Origin of the sequence: Bacillus yapensis, from assembly GCF_005280205.1 — a bacterium.
Taxonomy (GTDB): Bacteria; Bacillota; Bacilli; order Bacillales; family Cytobacillaceae; genus Robertmurraya; species Robertmurraya yapensis.
The window spans coordinates 402342-420774 of sequence record NZ_SUND01000001.1 but is presented as its reverse complement, the minus strand read 5'-3'; the positions used below and the strand labels follow the sequence as shown (position 1 = coordinate 420774).

General features: G+C 37.4%; 19 protein-coding genes. 15 read left to right on the top strand and 4 right to left on the bottom strand.

Annotation, left to right across the window (positions count from 1 at the left end; genetic code table 11):
- Positions 1-4: 4 nt before the first annotated feature.
- The 11 genes from FAR12_RS02065 to hpf all read left to right on the top strand — a co-directional run bounded on the left by FAR12_RS02065 (position 5) and on the right by hpf (position 9626).
- Positions 5-523 carry a GNAT family N-acetyltransferase gene (locus tag FAR12_RS02065; RefSeq protein ID WP_126405643.1) on the top strand — a complete coding sequence of 173 codons (519 nt, stop codon included), beginning with the start codon at positions 5-7 and terminating at the stop codon, positions 521-523.
- A gap of 17 nt (positions 524-540) precedes the next feature.
- Positions 541-1653: a DegT/DnrJ/EryC1/StrS family aminotransferase gene (locus tag FAR12_RS02060; protein ID WP_126405641.1), complete on the top strand. Its 1113-nt coding sequence runs from the start codon at positions 541-543 to the stop codon at positions 1651-1653.
- A gap of 316 nt (positions 1654-1969) precedes the next feature.
- Entirely contained in the window at positions 1970-3034 is a 1065-nt protein-coding gene (locus tag FAR12_RS02055; RefSeq protein ID WP_126405639.1) for a glycosyltransferase family 2 protein, read from the top strand.
- Between the two features lie 59 nt (positions 3035-3093).
- A complete protein-coding gene (gene flaG, locus FAR12_RS02050) occupies positions 3094-3459 on the top strand; it encodes a flagellar protein FlaG (RefSeq protein WP_126405638.1) in 366 nt (121 codons plus the stop codon).
- Positions 3460-3472: 13 nt separating this feature from the next.
- Complete coding sequence (gene fliD / locus FAR12_RS02045; protein WP_126405636.1) at positions 3473-4990, top strand: flagellar filament capping protein FliD; 1518 nt, start codon at positions 3473-3475, stop codon at positions 4988-4990.
- A gap of 46 nt (positions 4991-5036) precedes the next feature.
- Entirely contained in the window at positions 5037-5432 is a 396-nt protein-coding gene (fliS, locus tag FAR12_RS02040; protein ID WP_126405634.1) for a flagellar export chaperone FliS, read from the top strand.
- On the top strand, positions 5433-5783 hold the full coding sequence (gene fliT / locus FAR12_RS02035) for a flagellar protein FliT (protein ID WP_126405632.1): 351 nt from the start codon (positions 5433-5435) through the stop codon (positions 5781-5783). It begins immediately after the preceding gene.
- 159 nt (positions 5784-5942) lie between these two features.
- Positions 5943-8006 (top strand): hypothetical protein, encoded by a 2064-nt coding sequence (locus FAR12_RS02030; protein WP_126405630.1) that lies wholly within the window; start codon positions 5943-5945, stop codon positions 8004-8006.
- A gap of 14 nt (positions 8007-8020) precedes the next feature.
- Entirely contained in the window at positions 8021-8302 is a 282-nt protein-coding gene (locus FAR12_RS02025; protein WP_170972053.1) for a flagellar biosynthesis protein FlhS, read from the top strand.
- A gap of 16 nt (positions 8303-8318) precedes the next feature.
- Positions 8319-8756 carry a YaaR family protein gene (locus FAR12_RS02020; protein ID WP_126405626.1) on the top strand — a complete coding sequence of 146 codons (438 nt, stop codon included), beginning with the start codon at positions 8319-8321 and terminating at the stop codon, positions 8754-8756.
- Between the two features lie 315 nt (positions 8757-9071).
- Complete coding sequence (gene hpf, locus FAR12_RS02015; protein ID WP_126405624.1) at positions 9072-9626, top strand: ribosome hibernation-promoting factor, HPF/YfiA family; 555 nt, start codon at positions 9072-9074, stop codon at positions 9624-9626.
- An 86-nt stretch (positions 9627-9712) separates the two neighbouring features.
- Here hpf and FAR12_RS02010 read toward each other — a convergent pair whose 3' ends face one another.
- Positions 9713-10441, bottom strand: coding sequence for a peptidoglycan recognition protein family protein (locus tag FAR12_RS02010; protein ID WP_126405622.1), 729 nt, complete (start codon positions 10439-10441; stop codon positions 9713-9715).
- A 283-nt stretch (positions 10442-10724) separates the two neighbouring features.
- On the opposite strand from FAR12_RS02010, the gene FAR12_RS02005 reads away from it, so the two are divergent.
- The 3 genes from FAR12_RS02005 (at position 10725) to FAR12_RS01995 (ending at position 13500) form a co-directional block, all read left to right on the top strand.
- The gene (locus FAR12_RS02005; RefSeq protein WP_126405620.1) at positions 10725-12335 is read left to right on the top strand and encodes a gamma-glutamyltransferase family protein; all 1611 of its coding nucleotides are present in this window, start codon (positions 10725-10727) and stop codon (positions 12333-12335) included.
- A gap of 71 nt (positions 12336-12406) precedes the next feature.
- A complete protein-coding gene (locus tag FAR12_RS02000) occupies positions 12407-12973 on the top strand; it encodes a chromate transporter (RefSeq protein ID WP_126405618.1) in 567 nt (188 codons plus the stop codon).
- On the top strand, positions 12970-13500 hold the full coding sequence (locus FAR12_RS01995; protein ID WP_126405616.1) for a chromate transporter: 531 nt from the start codon (positions 12970-12972) through the stop codon (positions 13498-13500). Before FAR12_RS02000 ends, FAR12_RS01995 begins: the two co-directional genes overlap by 4 nt.
- Positions 13501-13657: 157 nt before the next feature.
- On the opposite strand, the gene FAR12_RS01990 is transcribed toward FAR12_RS01995, so the two are convergent.
- Both FAR12_RS01990 and FAR12_RS01985 read right to left on the bottom strand, forming a co-directional pair.
- Positions 13658-15319 carry a methyl-accepting chemotaxis protein gene (locus tag FAR12_RS01990; protein ID WP_126405614.1) on the bottom strand — a complete coding sequence of 554 codons (1662 nt, stop codon included), beginning with the start codon at positions 15317-15319 and terminating at the stop codon, positions 13658-13660.
- Between the two features lie 16 nt (positions 15320-15335).
- Positions 15336-16301, bottom strand: coding sequence for a BMP family lipoprotein (locus FAR12_RS01985; RefSeq protein WP_126405612.1), 966 nt, complete (start codon positions 16299-16301; stop codon positions 15336-15338).
- 255 nt (positions 16302-16556) lie between these two features.
- On the opposite strand from FAR12_RS01985, the gene FAR12_RS23635 reads away from it, so the two are divergent.
- Positions 16557-17651, top strand: a complete 1095-nt coding sequence (locus FAR12_RS23635; RefSeq protein ID WP_212734372.1) for an SEC-C metal-binding domain-containing protein — start codon at positions 16557-16559, stop codon at positions 17649-17651.
- Positions 17652-17701: 50 nt separating this feature from the next.
- On the opposite strand, the gene FAR12_RS01975 is transcribed toward FAR12_RS23635, so the two are convergent.
- On the bottom strand, positions 17702-18430 hold the full coding sequence (locus FAR12_RS01975; protein WP_126405610.1) for a GntR family transcriptional regulator: 729 nt from the start codon (positions 18428-18430) through the stop codon (positions 17702-17704).
- Positions 18431-18433 lie beyond the last annotated feature (3 nt).

Below are 18433 nucleotides of genomic sequence, written 5' to 3'. Positions count from 1 at the left end.
AATTATGATTTATTTAAGAGAACTTACATCTACAGATATCGTAACCATTAATAAATGGAGAAATAATAGGAATTTAATTAATTCTTTAGGAGCTATATTTAGATATATTAATATCGAAACCGAAGTAGCATGGTTTGATAATTATTTGAATAACCGTTCCAATAATATTCGCTGTGCAATATGTAGTGAAGAGTTCGCGGAAATAATAGGGGTAGTATATTTATTGAATATTGATTTTATTAATAGTTCAGCAGAATTTGCCATTATGATTGGTGACCGGAATAATCAAGGAAAAGGAATAGGAACTTTTGCAACTGAAAGTATTTTAAATCACGCTTTCGTGGATTTGAACCTAAATAGAGTCCACTTAAGTGTATTAGAAGAAAATATGAGGGCAATAAGATTATATGAAAAGGTTGGCTTTTCAATTGATGGGGTAATAAGAGAAGCTGTATATAAGAATGGAGAATATAAAAATATAGTTTTGATGTCAATCTTAAAAAGAAATTATATCAATAAATAAGACTTAGTGAGGTAATTATGACAAATATTCCATTTATGCGACCAAGTCTTGTGAAATACGAAGAGTATAAAGCGTACTTGGATTTGATTGATAATTCAAGGATTTATAGTAATTTTGGACCGATAAATAATGCTTTTGAGAGTAGAATATTAAATGATTATTTTGATAATATAGGGGGGGTAACAACAGTAAATAATGCAACTTCAGGTCTAATGTTATCAATCTCCCAAACAAAAAGGAAAGGTGCAAAATATGCTATTATGCCAAGTTTTACATTCTCTGCAACCGCCTTGGCAGCAATGTGGTGTGGGCTAGAGCCTTATTTCATAGATGTCAACCCTGAAGGATGGGAGATGGATACTGAAAAGTTAAAATTGGCAATAAGCAATTTAGGTGAACAGGTGGCAGTGGTTGTCCCATATGCTACATTTGGAAATAATATTGATTTAACATATTATGAGGAATTACATAATAATGGAATTCCTGTTGTAGTAGATGCAGCTCCTTGTTTTGGTTCAAGTAAGGAAAATATACAATTCGGAACAAGTTTTAGCGGAATTGTAGTATACAGTTTTCACGCTACCAAACCATTTGGGATAGGAGAGGGCGGTTTAATCTATAGTGCAGATACTAAGTTAATCAATTCTATAAAAGCACAGTCGAATTTTAGTTACTCTGGGAAAAGAGAGTCTGAAAGTTTAGGATTAAATGCTAAACTTTCAGAATTCCATGCAGCAATTGGCTTAGCGACACTAGATGTGTTTCAAGAAAAGATTCAAAAACGGATTGCATTATATAATGTATACTCGGAGGAAATAAGTAAATACAGTTTATTGGACAATGGATGGTGTCTTCAAAAAACGACTGGTAGAATACCCTATCAATTTTTCTCCATCCTGTGCCCTCCGGGAGAGTCCAATAATAAATACATTAAAAAACTTCAGGAGAATTCTATTAATGCAGTTTCCTATTATAATCCTGCGTGTCATAATCAAAAGCAATTTCAAGAATTTATATATACTGATTTAAGTATTACTGATGATATTTCTTCTAGAGTTATTTGTATGCCGTTTTGGGAAGAAATGGATGAAAATACTATTCGAATTGTAGTGGAAACTTTATCCATATAATGAATATGGGGATGGAATTTGAAAAACGAAAGATTCGCTTGTTTTGATGGAATGAGAGTAAACTAGGGTCTCAATTAAGTTGTATTGTTTTATAGAATGTGTAAATATACACGTTACTTAGTTATTGATAAGGATTAAATCACTCTTTGTAATTAGATGATTATAGTAGAACTTTTTAAAAAGTTAAAAAATAAAAGATTTTAGGTCTATAGCCAACCAACTGCTATAGGCCTTTTATTTAGTACTTTTGTTTCAAATATAAAATTTTAAGTCGATATAATCATTATATGAGAAATACAGAATTAAGGAGATTGATATGTTAAATATATCTCTAGTTATGATAGTGAAAAATGAAGAAAATAATCTAGCTACATGTTTAAGTTCCGTCAATAAATTCGTAGATGAAATTATTGTTGTAGATACAGGCTCAATTGATAATACAAAAGAGATTGCTGTTAGACATGGTGCAATCGTTTACGACTATGAATGGTCAAATGATTTTGCTGCTGCTCGGAATTTTGCTCTTACCAAATCGACTTCTAGGTGGAATCTCATACTTGATGCAGATGAACAAATATTAAGGTGGGACAAAGAAAAAGTAGACTCGCTACTCCTAAAAGAACAATCTATTGGGAAAGTCTGTATTAAGAATAAATTCGTACAAAACAACGAAGAAAGATATTCTCAAACATATATTTCTCGTTTGCTTCCTAAAGGTATGGTATATCAAGGTAAGATTCATGAACAAGTTGTCTCTGATTTACCAAGATTGGAGTTTCCGATAGAGATACTTCACACAGGATATAGTGAAACGGACAAATCGAAAAGAAACATTGCCATACTTAATGAAGAACTTAGAAGTGATTCAAACAATGGCTATATACATTACCAGCTGGCTAGACAGTATAAAAAAATGGATTTATTAGAAGAGGCAGAAGCTTCTTTTAGAGAGGCATATCTGCAAGTGAATAGCTTGGAAGGATATTTTACAGATCTAGTAGTCAATTATATTTATACTTTAATTGAATTAAAAAAGTTTTACTCTGTTTTTGAAATTGTTGACCAAATGAATGTTCCATTAAGAAATAGTCCAGACTTTAACTTTGTAACAGGATTGTTTTACATGCATTTTGTATTGAGCGATACTGAGGAGAATATCGATTTCATTCCACTAATTGAACGTGCTTATCTTATTTGTATTGCATTAGGTGAACAACAACAGAGAGAAATCGTAATAGGGACAGGTTCCTTTCTTGCAGCATACAATTTGGGAGTATATTATGAAATGTTTAATCAAAAGGATAAAGCTAAAAATTACTATAAGTTATCTGCTAAGTACAATTACGCTCCTGCAAAATTACGATTAATGAATCTAAAATAGTAAAAGTTGAGGGAAATTATCCGATGTAATAAGTAGAACTATATTAGGGGGATTTGAAAATGGGCTCTGTTAATTTAATATCAAATTTGCTAGAAAAAAACCTCAGTGTTGACAACAGTAAATCTATTAAAGATAGAATTGAAGTACAACAAACTAACAGCATAGAACAGCAGCCTAAGAATGAAACCGACGATAGCATTAAAGAAAAAGATATGGAAAACATGGTTAAAGACATAAACTCAGTTCTTGAAGATACACATACTTCTTTAAAATATGTGTATCATGAAAAATTGGAGAAATACTATGTCACTCTTATTGACGATGAAACCAAAGAAATAGTGAAAGAAATCCCACCTAAAAAATTGTTGGATATTTACGCTTCTATGAGAGAGTATTTGGGTTTATTTATAGACAACAAAATTTAACGGAGGTATCTTAATGGCCAATAATACAATGAGAATTACAGGATTTGCATCTGGACTAGATACAGATCAGATTATAAAAGATTTAATGAATGTTGAACGTGCCCCATTAGATAAGTTATTTCAGAAAAAAGAATGGCTTCAATGGCAACAAGATGCATATAGAGATGTAAATCTGGAGTTAAGTACATTTCAGGCAAAAGCTGATAAATTAAGATTCTCAACTGCATTCAATGGATACAAAGCAACTTCTACAAATACAAGTTTTGTATCTGTCTCTTCAAAGAGTAATGCGGTCCAAGGTTCCTATGATTTAACCATTAATAAATTGGCAGAAACTGCCCGTGTTAAGACCGATAAAAGTATTCTGGGTGTTGATGGATCTGCTGTTAAATCAACAAATAAAGTGTTAACTTCTGGAGAAACAGCCGCTTTTGAAGTGAAAACATCTGTTGGTACAGCAACAATTACAGTAACGGATCAGGATACTTATGCTACATTGGCTAGTAAAATAGGGGCAGCTACTACATCGGACGGAAAATCATTAGGGTTAAGAGCTTCATTTGATGAGGTAACTTCAAGTTTTGTTATTTCGACCAAGGAAATGGGAGAAAATCAATCCATTACGCTTACTAGTAGTGATAGTAAAAATATTGCTGCATTGATTAATAAAGGTGGATCATTGGCAGATGCTTCTAGTGTTGTAACTAATACTTATTCTGCACAAGGGCAAAACGCAGAGATTATCTTCGATGGAACTACTATTTCTAACTTAACTTCCAACAAAGCTACTATTTATGGAATTGAATTAACTTTGTTGAAAGCAGATCCGAACATGGCAACTACAGTAAATGTTGAATCAGACACTGAATCCATTTTCAATAACATTAAGGATTATATTGATAGTTATAACTCCCTCATTGATAGTTTAACTACAAAAGTGAAAACGACTCGTGATCGTGATTATAGCCCACTTACAGATACACAGAGAGAGGAACTATCTGAAAAAGAAGCAGAAAAGTGGGATGAAAAAGCCAAGCAAGGGTTACTCTACAATGATGAGATTATCCGCACGGCCCTTACCAATTTAAGGGGAGATATGGGCAACATTGTTTCTGGAATACCAAGTGGTCAAATTAAGATGTTATCACAATTAGGTATTAGTACCAAATATATGGCTACAGATGGAAAGCTTGAGATTGATGAGGACAAATTAAAAGCGGCTATTGCTAATAATCCAGATGAAGTAGCTAAGTTATTTACAGCTGAAGATGGTATTGCTACTAGAGTATATGATGAGCTCAGCAAAACTGTAGATAAATTGAACAAAAAGGCTGGCCGCCCTAACACAGCTGCAAATATTGATTCTAGTTCATTAGGTAGTTCTATTAATGATATAACAAAACAAATGGCTGATTGGGAAGATAAACTAGAAACAATAGAAGATCGATATTATAAACAATTCACGGCAATGGAAAAAGCAATTAGTGATATGAACTCACAAAGTAGTTCTATTACAAGTATGCTAGGGTAATAATTTTTTTCATATTTTTTTTCATATTTCAAGAGGAGGAAAGAAAATGCAAAAACAATATACAGTTTATCAACAGAATTCTGTTTTAACAGCATCTCCTGGTGAATTAACTCTCATGTTATACAACGGATGTATTAAATTTTTACATTTAACTAAAAAAGCTATTCAAGAAAAAGATATAGAAGGAAAACACCTTAACCTCACTAAAGCGCAAAATATCATTTCGGAATTAATCGTAACTCTTAATTATGACTATGATATTTCAAAAGAGATGAGACAATTGTATGATTATATGAATCGTCGACTTATCGAAGCGAATATTAAAAATGATGTTGAGATTGTGAATGAAGTAGAAGGATTAGTCATAGAGTTTAGAGATACTTGGAAGGAAGTCATCCAAATTAATCGCAAAAAACAATACCAGACAAGTGGGCTTGTTTAAATGGATTCTCTTGAGGAGCTATATTCTATTACGTTACAGTTAAAAGCTAAAGTTGAGACAAGTGATAAACAAGAACGTGATAAGCAAATTGAGGAGATCGTTAGTTATCTTGAAGCACGTGGCAAGATACTACAAGAATTACTTACAGAGACTTTGTCAGCGATTGATAAAAATAGGCTTAAGGAAGTCCTACGTATAAGTGAAGATATAATCAGTAATTTGACTAATATAAAAAAAGAGATACAGCAGGATATTTTACTTGCTAAAAAGGGGAAGTCTGCATTTAGAGGATATAATCAAATGTATACTGTTCCTTCATTTGATGGACATTATTTTGATAAGAAAAAGTAAAGGTGGAAAAGGGTTGTGAAAATAGTTTTCACAACCCTTTTTATGACCTGATTTTTAGTATGAACCCCAATTAAAGTCCAATACCCTTCAATTTCCACATACACATTCCTCATTTTTTGCCGATAAAATAGATAAGAATACCAGAACGGAGTGCGTTTTATGCAAATCCAATTTCCTACTAGTTTTAAAACAAATACGCTCACAAATAGTTCTTCATTTAATGTAGGTGATGTCCTACAAGTAAATATAAAAGATAAAATGAATGGTCAAAATGCGATTGTTTCTGCAAAAGGCACAGATACAATGGTCAAATTCGAAAGTGAAGTTCCGAACGAGAGCAAAGTATCTGTTGAGATTACGGGGAAATCTGCCGAAGGAGTTATTACGGTTAAAGTGGTTGACCCAAATACAGCTCAAGTTCCTGCTACACAGAAAAAGCAAAGTCTAGAAGGTAAATTGGAAGAAATTATCCGCTCCTTCACGGCAAAGGGGATTCCTGTTACAAAGGAAAATATAGCTTCAATTCGTAAATATTTGACGAATGGGGAAGGAACTGCGGAAGAAAAGCAAAAGACTTTGCAAGCTATGGCTCAAAAACAAATTCCAATTTCTGATGCGACCATAAAATCTGTTCATGAAGCTTTGTATGGCAATAAAGTATCTACCACACTAGATACGCTCCTAAATATGTTGAAATCTTCTTTTGGTATGGAAGTTGATCAGACAAACGTTCATCCTAAATCAGAAATTGGGAAGACCACTCAATTTTTGGATGTACAGCTGGACGATGCAGATTTGAATGAGTTGATTAAGAGTCAGCTTACTAAAAAGCTTTCGGAATCAGTTGCTGGTGAAGTGAATGAGGAAGAGTCTCTCGAATTTGCAAAAAGTCAGAACGAGATTAAAAACACTCATTTTGAACAAACCAATTCATCGCAACTTAAACATCCACACAATCAAGATAGCGAAGTGAATCATACTCCTTTAGAGGAGATGAACAAAGAGACAATCAGTCAAACTAGTGTTGATGAACCGAATCTAGCCAATATCGAGGCAGATTTAACTATGGGTGATTTTCCTTCAATAAAGTCAGATTCAATAAAATTGATCGTCACAGAAATTACGAAAAAAATGTCACAAATGGCTATCGATTTTAAAGGTTTAAAGCAAGATATTACACGAAACTTAGATAATGTTAATAAAATGCTTGAAAATCGTACGATGCCACCTCAAGCAAATATAAAGCAAGTATTAGAATCAACTATCCATAAACTAGATAATGCAATTTTAAAAGGCGATTTTCTCCTTTATACAGATATGGCTACAGAAAAAAAGTTACTCACAGCAAGCTCACAATTATCTGATGCTAAGAAGCTTTTAGCCAAAGGGGAAGCGTCGGAGGCAAATAAAATTGTAAAAGAAGTAAAGAGTATGATGGAACAGCTTGAGTTTAAGCCATCGGATGTAAAAATGAAGCATTTTGTGATGAGTAAATTTGGGTTAGAGGATAGTGCACCGATCAAACAGTTAACAAATTCAATTGAAAAAGTGGTTCAGCCTTTTCCGAACAATGAGGTAACTCCACGACATATGTACGAGGCAATAAGTAAGTTGGGTCTTTCAAATGAACGTGAGGTTGCATATTCACTTTTATCAAAAGCTGGTATTCCCGCGAATGAGCAACAAGCGGATAACATAAAAAATATTTTATTAAAAATGATGAAAAGCGATGATCTAAAGACTCAGCATAAGCAACAGGTTGAAGAAGCTGTCAACAGTATCTCAGGACAACAATTGCTAAGTAAGCAATCGTCGACAGGAGAACAAAGCTTATTTTTCCAAATGCCTTATATGGTGGATAAGCAGGTTGAAAATATCAAAATCTATGTTAACTCTAGAAATGAAGGCGACAAGCTGGATTGGGAGAACTGTAGTATTTATTTTGTCTTGCAAACGAAAAAGCTAGGCGAGGTAGGAGTGCTGATGTCATCCTCTGAGAAAAATGTTTCTCTTACTTTTAAGAGTGATAAAGATAGCCTGAGTGATAAGGTAGCCGGTTTTACAGAAATCTCACAAGAACGATTTAAGGAAATTGGGTACAATTTAAATCAAATGAAAGTAAGGCCATTAGAGGAACAGAATGAAGTGGTGGCACAGGAAAACACGACTGTTCAATCAAAGCCTATCGAGAACGAAAATAAAGGGTATGATATTACTGTATGATGAATCCAAGAAGCATGTATATAAAAAATCAGGAAAAAATTAGTGTCCCGTCTGAGGCAGTTGTTCGTTATAATAATAGTCAAGGTGCGTTAGCAAGTGAAGCAATCCAAAGTTCTGGAAAGGCTGTAAAAAAGGTACTCGATTTAGCAAAGCAAAATCAAATTGAATTGCAAGAGGACGATACGCTATTGAATACGCTAATCAGTATCGACCTAGGAGAATCAGTACCTCCTCAGTTGTATGCCGCTATTGCTCAAATATTATTATTGTTAGATGAACTAGAACGTAGCTATTAGAAAAGGTGATGTAGGAATGGAAGTTAGCCGTATAAAGAGAGCTACACTTGATCAAGTAAAATCAAAAGAAACGACTGCTAAAGGGTCCATCCAGTTTCAGTCTGTCATGGATCATGAAAAAAGAGATCTTACTTATGATCGACTTACCCAAAAGGTTAAGGAAATTGAAGAACAAGGGCAAAAGCTTGCTGATAATCAAACGGTTGATAATTTACGTAAATATAAGAAAATGGTCAAAGATTTTTTAAAGGATGTTGTTGAGAACGGTCTTGAGCTAAATGAAGACTTTGGCTTTAATCATCGTGGTTCTGCAAGAACCTACAGAATTGTTAAAGAAGTCGATAAAAAATTAATTGATCTTACAAATGAAGTATTAGAAAAAGAAAAAACGGGTCTTAACATAGCTGGTCTTGTTGGTGAGATTAAAGGGATGTTAATTAATATTTATACTTGATGAATGGTACTGGTTACCTTAAATAGCTCGGCTCTTAATTGGGTGGGGCTTTTTTTATTTTACAGGGCGGGCAAACTGTGCCTAGTGAACTCATTAATAGTAGTAGTCCATACCCAAAACATCTGTCACCAATTCGACAAGATTTTTAAACTTTTTCCTCGTTTTAGCAGGAGTTTGAAGGGTTAAAATAGAAATGTAATACATAGTCTTTTTTAATAAAGACTTGTTTGTAAAATCTTTTGTGACTGGAGCCGTGAGGTGACCGGAAAGCAGGGATTGCAAGGTAAAGGAAATTCTAAAAGGAGGAGTTCACTAATGAATTTTAACGTACGAGGAGAAAACATTGAGGTAACTCCAGCAATTCGAGAGTATGTAGAAAAGAAAATTGCCAAACTTGAAAGATATTTTACCGAAACTCCTGAAGCAAATGTGAATGTGAATTTAAGGACCTACAGCGACAAGAAGTCCAAAGTGGAAGTGACGATTCCGATTCCAAATCTAGTGTTGCGTGCAGAAGAGATTCACGAAGATATGTATGCAGCGATTGATTTAATTACTGATAAATTGGAGCGTCAAATTCGCAAGCATAAAACAAAGGTCAACCGTAAGCTCCGAGAAAAAGGAAGTGTCCAAGCATTATTTGCAAGTTTCGAGGACCAAGGTGCACCTGTCATAGAAGAAGACGATCAAGATCTTGAAGTCGTTCGCCAAAAGAGCTTTGATTTAAAGCCAATGGATAGCGAGGAAGCGATCCTTCAAATGAATATGTTAGGACATACCTTCTATGTCTTTACCAATGCTGACACAAACCTAACAAACGTCGTGTACAAGCGTAGAGACGGCCGTTATGGATTAATCGAGGCACAATAAAATAGTTTATCAAACCGCATCTCCATTTTGGAGATGCGGTTTTTTGTTGTTTTGGGGGAAAAATATCATTTTTTTGCCTATTCGTGCTATTTCGAGGCTAAAATTTCTTGCATTTTGCTTGATACAAGAGGGTATAAATACTTTTTTGCACTCTGTGTTGAATTCCCACCGAAAAAATTAGTACCAGGGCAGGACTTAACGGTTCTGCTCGTACCTTTATCTAAAATTCTTTGCCCTGTTTTATAATGCCACCAATGATGGTAGGTAATGGTGTCAACAGAAGGCTGTAAATTGAATTTAATACAAAGTAAAGCTGTGATATAAACAATCGTATCTTTTTGTTCTTTCGTCATGATATCTTGTCCTTTATCGAAGTTCCCTATATTTTCGATTGATATCCCGTGAGCATTTGCAGTCCAACCAATAGAACCTTCAGGGGCCATGTCAAAAGGTCTTGAAATAACGATTCTTCCATCAGGGAATGTTGTTATGTTTTGAGCAATCGTCTGCCAGCCCTTTTTACTTTTATGGTAATGTTCCATACTTTTAATCATTTGAAAATGATTGTTCCATTTAAAATGTTTGTACGATGGTGCCCATGTATGGTGCTGTTGAATCAGTGCTATTTTCCGTTTAAATGACTGCTTAAATAACCAATTCTTAAATTCTTCTCTTGTCATAAGGATATATTGTCCTTTTTTTGCCATGGTTTCTATGGATGGATTAGGTGTTGCGGTATCTTCAAAAGCATGAACAGTAAAATTATTGAATACAAAAGTTAAAAGTAGTAGCCCTACAATAAAACATTTTTTCATCATTAGAGTCCTTTCCATTAAAATAATACTTATAGATTTTGAAAAAAGGCGTCCGAATATGATTTTAAAAAGTATTGGAAATTATTGCATTTACTCAATCCGTGGTACAAGTGTAATCAAATACGCAACAATTCCTCCACCTTGTGCATTCACTAGCCCTTCACACGCATATCCTCTTCAATTCCACGCATTACTTCAAAAGTCTCATCCATTAAAAACAAAAATTGTGAATATTGCTACAATCTATTACAATATGAATATAAGAAGGGGAGGCATACATAATATGAACTTTGATTTTCAACAATATCCATATCCATCGCAGCGAACAACGGTCATTGCAAACAGAGGAATGGTGGCCACCTCACAGCCGTTAGCGGCACAAGCAGGACTTGATATTCTTAAAAAAGGTGGAAATGCGATTGATGCAGCGATAGCAACTGCTGCAACTCTAACTGTCGTTGAACCAACCTCGAATGGAATCGGAAGTGATGCATTCGCGCTTGTTTGGACAAAAGGTGAGCTTCACGGTCTAAATGGTAGCGGGCCAGCGCCGAAATCCATTTCTATCGAAGCCATCAAAGAACGCGGACAAGAGCAAATGCCGACTCATGGCTTTATTCCGGTCACTGTACCAGGTGCTCCATCTGCATGGGCAGAGCTGTCCAAACGTTTTGGGAAGCTTCCGTTAAAAGAAGTGCTTCAACCTGCCATCGATTATGCGGAAAACGGCTATCCTTTAACTCCGATCCTTGGAAAGTATTGGGGTTATGCCTATAAAAGATATAAGCAAATCTTAACCGATGATGAATTCCAACATTGGTTTGAAACGTTCGCACCAAGTGGGAGGGCGCCAAAGGTCGGAGAGATCTGGAAATCAGCGGGACATGGCGCAACCTTACGCGAAATTGCTGAAACGAATGGGGAAAGCTTTTACCGAGGCGAACTAGCTGAAAAAATCGATGCCTTTTCAAAAAAATATAATGGTTTCCTAACAAAAGAAGATTTAGCTGCCTACAAAGCGGAATGGGTGCAGCCAATTAAGGTGAACTACCGTGGCTATGATGTCTGGGAGATTCCGCCGAATGGGCAAGGATTAGTGGCGCTTTTAGCATTAAACATCACGAGTGGTTTCGAATTCCCAGCAAAAGATACGCTCGATACCTACCATAAGCAAATTGAAGCGATGAAACTGGCTTATACAGATGGAAAAGCCTACATCACAGACCCGAAGGATATGCCAATTACCGTCGAGGAATTGCTATCTGAGGAATACGGCCAATCCCGCCGAAACGAAATTGGAGACGAGGCAATTGACCCGAATCCATACCAGCCACCACGTGGAGGAACGGTATACCTTGCGACCGCTGACGATGAGGGTAATATGGTTTCTTTTATCCAAAGTAATTACATGGGCTTTGGCTCAGGGCTCGTGGTACCAGGTACCGGCATTTCGTTGCAGAACCGTGGACACGATTTCTCGTTAAATCCTGAGCAACCGAATGCATTAAAGCCAGGGAAGAAAACGTATCATACGATTATTCCAGGATTCCTTACGAAAGGAAACGAAGCGGTTGGTCCATTTGGTGTCATGGGTGGTTACATGCAGCCACAGGGACATATGCAGGTTGTTATGAACACGATTGATTTCCATTTAAATCCGCAGGCTGCGTTAGATGCGCCGAGATGGCAATGGGTTGGTGATAAAAAGGTGCAGGTTGAACATAGCTTCCCGAATCATATTGCACAGGCGCTCGTTCGAAAAGGACATCAAATTGAAGTGACTGTTGACACAGGTGGATTTGGCCGTGGTCAAATCATCTGGCGTGACCCGGAAACAGGTGTCTTGATGGGTGGTACGGAATCACGTACAGATGGCTCAATTGCAGCTTGGTAAACATGAATAGCCAGTGGAGTGGTATATTATTTGTATACCACTCTTTATTTGAGAGGCGAAAGGGTGAAAAAATGAAACATCTACACATTTTTCTAGCATTTTTCCGGGTGGGCATATTAGGATACGGTGGCGGCCCGTCTTCCATTCCGCTCGTACATAAAGAAGTCGTGGACAAATATAAATGGATGGACACGGATGAGTTTGGCGACGTGTTAGCCCTTGGGAATGCTTTGCCAGGGCCGATTGCGACGAAAATGGCTGGTTATATCGGCTATCGTGTCGGTGGAATACTTGGCATGGTCAATGCGCTCATTGCGACGATGCTGCCGACCATTATTTTGATGATTCTCCTTTTAACCGTGCTGAATTCTTACAAGGACCAACCTTGGGTGAAGGGGATGGCAACGGCGGTAGTGCCTGTCGTGATGGTTATGCTAGCGACCCTTACCTGGGATTTTGTGAAAAAGTCTGGAACATCACAGCTCGGTTGGATTTGGGCAAGCGTGATGATTGCTGTCGGTGTCGTGCTCCTTTATTTCCTTAACATTCATCCTGCCATTATTATTTTGATTCTACTCGTAGCAGCTTTGGTGAAAAAGGATTCGATTTCGGAGAAAAAGGAGAATCAGGCATCATGATTTATTGGCAGATATTTTTAGCATTTTTCCTTCCAGGAATTCTCGGATACGGTGGGGGACCTGCTTCAATTCCGTTGGTGGAACATGAAGTCGTCGACCGTTATGGTTGGTTGTCAGTGGAGGAGTTCAGTGAGGTGCTCGCACTAGGCAATGCTTTGCCAGGACCAATTGCCACAAAAATGGCTGGTTACATCGGTTATCAGGAAGGCGGCATTCTTGGTGCGGTTATTGCAGTTTTTGCAACGGTTGGACCGTCATTGATCTTAATGATTGCCCTGCTAGGGTTGCTAATGAAATACAAGGAATCGCCAAGAGTCAAGCGTATGACGACGTTCATTCGCCCAATCATCGCGGTATTGCTCGGAATTATGACGTATGAGTTCTTCTTCTCCGCTTATGAAGGTGTTGGCATCTGGCAAACGTTCTTCATCGGAGCGGCAAGCTTCATTTTGATGGAAAAAATGAAGGTGCATCCAGCGTACGTGATTGCTGGTGCGTTGGTGTATGGGGCGGTCGTGCTAGCCTAGCTGAAGGTGTGGCAATTTGCGGTTTCGCCGATATATTCGGTTTTTCGCCGATAAAATCCGATTATCGCCGATATATCCCAAAAATCACCGATATCGCTCCCATCATAAACAAAAAACAGCCCCGGACCCAAAATTCCGGGGCTGTCTCACATAAAATTTAAATCGTAAACTTATCCAATTCCTTCTTCAATACTTCCGTCATGTCTTGAAGTTTCAAGAGCATGTTGTTTACTTCTTGGAAGGCATTTAGCTGTGCTTCAGTGGAAGCGGAGATTTCCTCTGTTCCAGCTGCTGTTTCTTCTGTGATTGCAGAAATGTTTTCAACTGCAAGAGAAACTTGGTTGCTCATTTCGTTTGATCTTTCAACGCTACGAACGAGCTCTTCTAATCTCTCCTGAATCGAAGTTACATCTGTAGCAATTGTTTCAAATGCATGCTCAGTTGAAACTTTCGCTTGTTCCTGTTGAGTGGACAATACATTTCCAAGCTCCGTTGCTTCGACGATGTTTTTCAATCCACTCATGATGTTTGATACCATCGCAGTAATTAAGTGAGTTGCTTGTGTAGAATCTTCGGCAAGCTTTCGGACCTCGTCTGCTACAACCGCGAAACCTTTTCCAGCTTCACCAGCACGAGCTGCTTCGATCGCAGCATTCAACGCTAGTAAGTTTGTTTGCTCAGCAATAGCACGAACCGATTGAGCGGCTGATTCGATTTCTCCTGTAAATTGAGCGAACTCTTTTACCGATAGTGCGATATTTTCCGTTGATTTCGAAAGCTGTTGCGCGATTTCGCCTTGCTTATTGAGTGATTCGCGACCAACTTCAACCGATTTAAATGCACTTGCACTTGCCTCAGATGCTTGTCGACTTTCATCCTGCACATGTACGAAGTCTTGGCTCATACTACCCATTAATGAAGCAGTAGATTGGATATCTGAAGAAATCGATTCGCTTCCTTTTGCAAGCTCTTCGGTTGATTCCGCTACTTGGCTACTAACTTCAGATAAGTTCTCCATTTGCGTAGAGACTTCTTTTGTAAACGCCGTTACTTCTTTCCCAATTTGCTCAATCGAGCTAACCGTACCCTTTAAATTTTCCATCATAAAAATGAATGCAGCATTTAATTGATCAATTTCAAATTTACTATTCGCTTTTTTCTCAGATTGAGAAAGCTGGCTTGTTAAATCCCCATTAGCAATCTTGTTGGCTACATCAACAATTTCGTTTAATGGCTTTGTGATTTTTTGCGAACCGATACCAATAATCACACTCATAATCACAATCAAAGCACCAATGCTAATGCTTGAGAATAGGACGACACCATCAATTTTTGTCTCTGTTTGCTGAAGAATTTCTTCATACCACTCGTTTGTTCTTTTATCCAACATGTAAATATCGTTTAGAACGCCGGAAATACGAATCGATTGGCGTTTGATTTCAGCTTTATTATCCTGCTCAAACGCCTTTTTCGATTCGGTAGCTAAAGTCTCAAATTTACCAGATGCTTTTTGTAAAAGCTCTTTGTGCTCATCATCCCGTAAAATCTTTCCAAGCTCAGACATTTTTCCTTGAATACTATCAAGCTTTTCTAATGCTTCTGTCTTATTCGCTTCAGATGCATTAGCTGTATAGTTCGCTAAGGATTGCTTTGCAACATTTGAATCGCCCTTTAATTCCTCTACCTGTAGAAGAATTTCAACATCATTCTTACTAGAGCTTTGAATATTAAGTAGTTGAACGATCATAAATCCAATGATGAAGGCAGAAAGAATCATTGGAATGATGGACATGCTTAGTAAACGGCCTCTTAGTCTCATAATCTAGTTCCCTCCTTTACTCCGAATCGACGGTGATTTCGCCTGAAATAATTTTATTCGTAGCTTCTTCAAGTGCCTTTTGTTGGTCTGGCGTTAGATTAGCAACCCTAATTTCAGCAAGACCTACCCCTTGTTCAGCAAGACCTAATAGGTAGTCGTCAGCATCGATTTTGCCATCTTCGTCTATCATTTTTGCGATATCATAAACTGCTTGGTCGACATTTTTCAGCATCGACGTCACAACCGCTTTTTCTGCTACGAAAAATTGATCCGTGTCCACTCCAGCTGCATATATTTTACGCTCTTGTGCTGTTTGTAGGATCCCGTAACCTGTGAATCCAGCTGCATGGTAGATAAAGTCAGCACCTTTATCGATTTGAGCTGTCGCTAATTGTTTGCCTAGTTCAACATCATCGAATGAACCAGCATAGTCAACGAATACCTCTGCGTTTGGTTTTACATATTTCACACCTTGCTTAAATCCTGCTTCAAAATGGTGAATTAGGGGAACGTCCACACCACCTACGAAGCCGATCTTATCAGTCTTACTTGTCATCGCTGCGACCATTCCAACTAAGAAGCTTCCTTCTTGTTCTTTAAAAGTAATCGATGCGATATTTTCCAGTTCAGATACTTCGTCAATCAATAAGAATTGCTGATCAGGATATTTCTTCGCTACTGTTTCAAGACCTTCCTTAACGGAGAATCCTAATCCAATAATGATGTCGTTTCCTTGCTCCACAAGCTCAGTCAATGGCTTTTCTAATTCGCCATCTGGAGCTTCACGATAATCAAAAGTAATTCCGAATTCATCACGTGCTTGCTCTAAACCACGAAAGGCTGAATCGTTAAAAGATTCATCGCCAAGACCAGCATCAGAAAGTAGAATACCGATTTTATGTTCATCCTTTTTTTCTACGGCAGAATTGGAACAGCCGCTTATAAGAAAGACCAACAAAATAATGAAACTTAATTTTTTCATGTTGGTTAAACCTCCAAGTTAGTGTAAGATACTTTGCCAATATAATATCGGTTCGAATTCGAGACATTTTAACTCTTTTTGTCATCTTTTCGACAATTTTGCGAAACTTGTCGAAGGGGGATAAATACTATAGGAATATAGTTGCGGAAATCAAGAAGTTTTTTCCAAAAAATAGTTTTGCTTTTTTGAAAAAATGTTTAAACTGAAATTAGTGATAGAATGGTAGGTACGTGTAAAAAGAGAGGAGCACCAACCATGAATGTAAAGGTAAGTAGAAATGAACCATGTCCCTGCGGAAGTGGGAAAAAATATAAAAAGTGTTGTGGAGCACAAAAGACCGTTTCGATTACTTCTATAATTGAGCAAGAGATTTTAGCACTTCAAACGCAAGTGCTTCAATATGCAATGCATGAGTATGAGGAAGAAATCACCGAGGATTTCGAGGAGAAGCTAGAAGAGCTATTGACTGAGGATGAAGATGAACTAGAGTTTTACTCATTTGTTCACACAATCTGGTACTCGTTGTTTGTACCGGTTGAAAATGAGGAAACAATTCTACAGCAGTTTATCAAGGGACGAAGCAAAATGATCCAGCGTCCGAAGGTAAAAGAGATACTAGAATCCTGGACGAACCCAAGACCGATTGCAGGAAGATTGCTTTCCCTAAGCGCCGATTCTATGAAGGTAAGAGATACGTTAACCGGCGAGGTCCTTTCCATTAAGCTGTTGGAGCCAACAGAACTAGAAAAAAATTCCTTTGTCTTCGGATTTTTAGTCCCATTTGGTGGCGAGTACATTCTGTTCGTATCCGTCTTTGACCTAGAAGGGGAGAAGGATGACAAGGAAGAGTTCTATATAAATGAAGTTTTTGAGAATTCAGGATATGAAGACCCAATTGAATTTTTGAGCGATGAATTTATTACGCTTATGAATGATGTACCATATGCGACGATTGAATACGGAGCAGGAGATTTTGAGTGGAAAAGTCCAATTCAGAAGGAAGTCGCAGAGCTTTTTGAAGCAGAAATGAAAAAGCTGGAGGCTCCAAACACGGCGATTGCAACAGGGTTCATCTTGTGGAATAAGTATTGTGAAGTAGCGTGGCGATTGACGAAAAAGCCTGCAACTTATGCAGCGGCGATACATTATATCAACTTGTCCGTGAATCCGATGATCGATATTACGAAAAAAGAAATTGCAGAAATGTACGGCATTTCTCCATCGACTTTAGGTACTGCCATTTCCGATATGGAATTCGATCTAAAAGAGTTAATTTTGGAGTTAAAAGGACTCCACCTTGAACAAATCATCGAGGCTATGCAAGCCAAGGGGATAAATATAGAGGATTAAGCAAAAGAGGAAGTACCCGCTGCATGGGGTGCATCCTCTTATTAGAAATCTCAATCATTAACATTCTGAGCAAAGTTCGTAATAACAAACTTATTCGGGATGAAACGAATTTCCGTATACTCAAATAGCTTCCCCATATCGGTATAGACGAGGTTCTCGGCTACACCCACGCAATTGTTGCCTTCTAGATCAAGGTAGTCCATGTCCTTTGCATTAGCCGTTTCGACCTTCAAAAACGTTTTTGCCGAAGCGATTTGGATTCCTATCGTTTCTCGGATATAACTATAAATTGAGCCGTGCGCAATTTCTTCCGTCAAATTCTCGACAATGTTTGCGCGAAAATAACTCGTATCATACATCACTCTCACTCCATCGACGATACGAATTCGCTCGATGAAATAAGCGGTTTCCCCTGCATCAAAGGATGTTCGTTCTGCTAAATCCTCATCTATTATTATTTCACTAAATGATTTCACAATAGATTTAGATTCCGATTTTTTGTTTGTATGTAAGGTGTTGAATCCCTGGAAGTTGCTCAAAGGTACGTACATATTGTCTTTCTTCGTACTCTCTAAAATCACAACGCCGCGCCCTTTGACGCTATACACAAGACCATCTTCATTCAATTTCTGAATCGCACGACGTACCGTATTACGACTCACATTAAATTCTTCAACGAGTGTCATTTCAGTCGGAAGAAGCATGGTATCAGAGTAATAATTATTTGCAATCCGAGCTTTTAGAATTTCGTATATATGTAAAAATTTATTCTGAGCCATAAA

Bases quoted from the DNA above. Each gene is read 5' to 3' on its own strand.
- FAR12_RS02065 (WP_126405643.1), top strand. From the start codon at position 5: ATGATTTATTTAAGAGAACTTACATCTACAGATATCGTAACCATTAAT.
- FAR12_RS02000 (WP_126405618.1), top strand. From the start codon at position 12,407: ATGAAACATCTACACATTTTTCTAGCATTTTTCCGGGTGGGCATATTA.
- FAR12_RS01990 (WP_126405614.1), bottom strand. From the start codon at position 15,319: ATGAGACTAAGAGGCCGTTTACTAAGCATGTCCATCATTCCAATGATT.
- hpf (WP_126405624.1), top strand. From the start codon at position 9,072: ATGAATTTTAACGTACGAGGAGAAAACATTGAGGTAACTCCAGCAATT.
- FAR12_RS02055 (WP_126405639.1), top strand. From the start codon at position 1,970: ATGTTAAATATATCTCTAGTTATGATAGTGAAAAATGAAGAAAATAAT.
- FAR12_RS01975 (WP_126405610.1), bottom strand. From the start codon at position 18,430: ATGGCTCAGAATAAATTTTTACATATATACGAAATTCTAAAAGCTCGG.
- FAR12_RS02060 (WP_126405641.1), top strand. From the start codon at position 541: ATGACAAATATTCCATTTATGCGACCAAGTCTTGTGAAATACGAAGAG.
- FAR12_RS02020 (WP_126405626.1), top strand. From the start codon at position 8,319: ATGGAAGTTAGCCGTATAAAGAGAGCTACACTTGATCAAGTAAAATCA.
- FAR12_RS02025 (WP_170972053.1), top strand. From the start codon at position 8,021: ATGTATATAAAAAATCAGGAAAAAATTAGTGTCCCGTCTGAGGCAGTT.
- FAR12_RS01995 (WP_126405616.1), top strand. From the start codon at position 12,970: ATGATTTATTGGCAGATATTTTTAGCATTTTTCCTTCCAGGAATTCTC.
- FAR12_RS01985 (WP_126405612.1), bottom strand. From the start codon at position 16,301: ATGAAAAAATTAAGTTTCATTATTTTGTTGGTCTTTCTTATAAGCGGC.
- FAR12_RS02005 (WP_126405620.1), top strand. From the start codon at position 10,725: ATGAACTTTGATTTTCAACAATATCCATATCCATCGCAGCGAACAACG.
- flaG (WP_126405638.1), top strand. From the start codon at position 3,094: ATGGGCTCTGTTAATTTAATATCAAATTTGCTAGAAAAAAACCTCAGT.
- fliT (WP_126405632.1), top strand. From the start codon at position 5,433: ATGGATTCTCTTGAGGAGCTATATTCTATTACGTTACAGTTAAAAGCT.
- FAR12_RS02010 (WP_126405622.1), bottom strand. From the start codon at position 10,441: ATGAAAAAATGTTTTATTGTAGGGCTACTACTTTTAACTTTTGTATTC.
- fliS (WP_126405634.1), top strand. From the start codon at position 5,037: ATGCAAAAACAATATACAGTTTATCAACAGAATTCTGTTTTAACAGCA.
- FAR12_RS02030 (WP_126405630.1), top strand. From the start codon at position 5,943: ATGCAAATCCAATTTCCTACTAGTTTTAAAACAAATACGCTCACAAAT.
- FAR12_RS23635 (WP_212734372.1), top strand. From the start codon at position 16,557: ATGAATGTAAAGGTAAGTAGAAATGAACCATGTCCCTGCGGAAGTGGG.
- fliD (WP_126405636.1), top strand. From the start codon at position 3,473: ATGGCCAATAATACAATGAGAATTACAGGATTTGCATCTGGACTAGAT.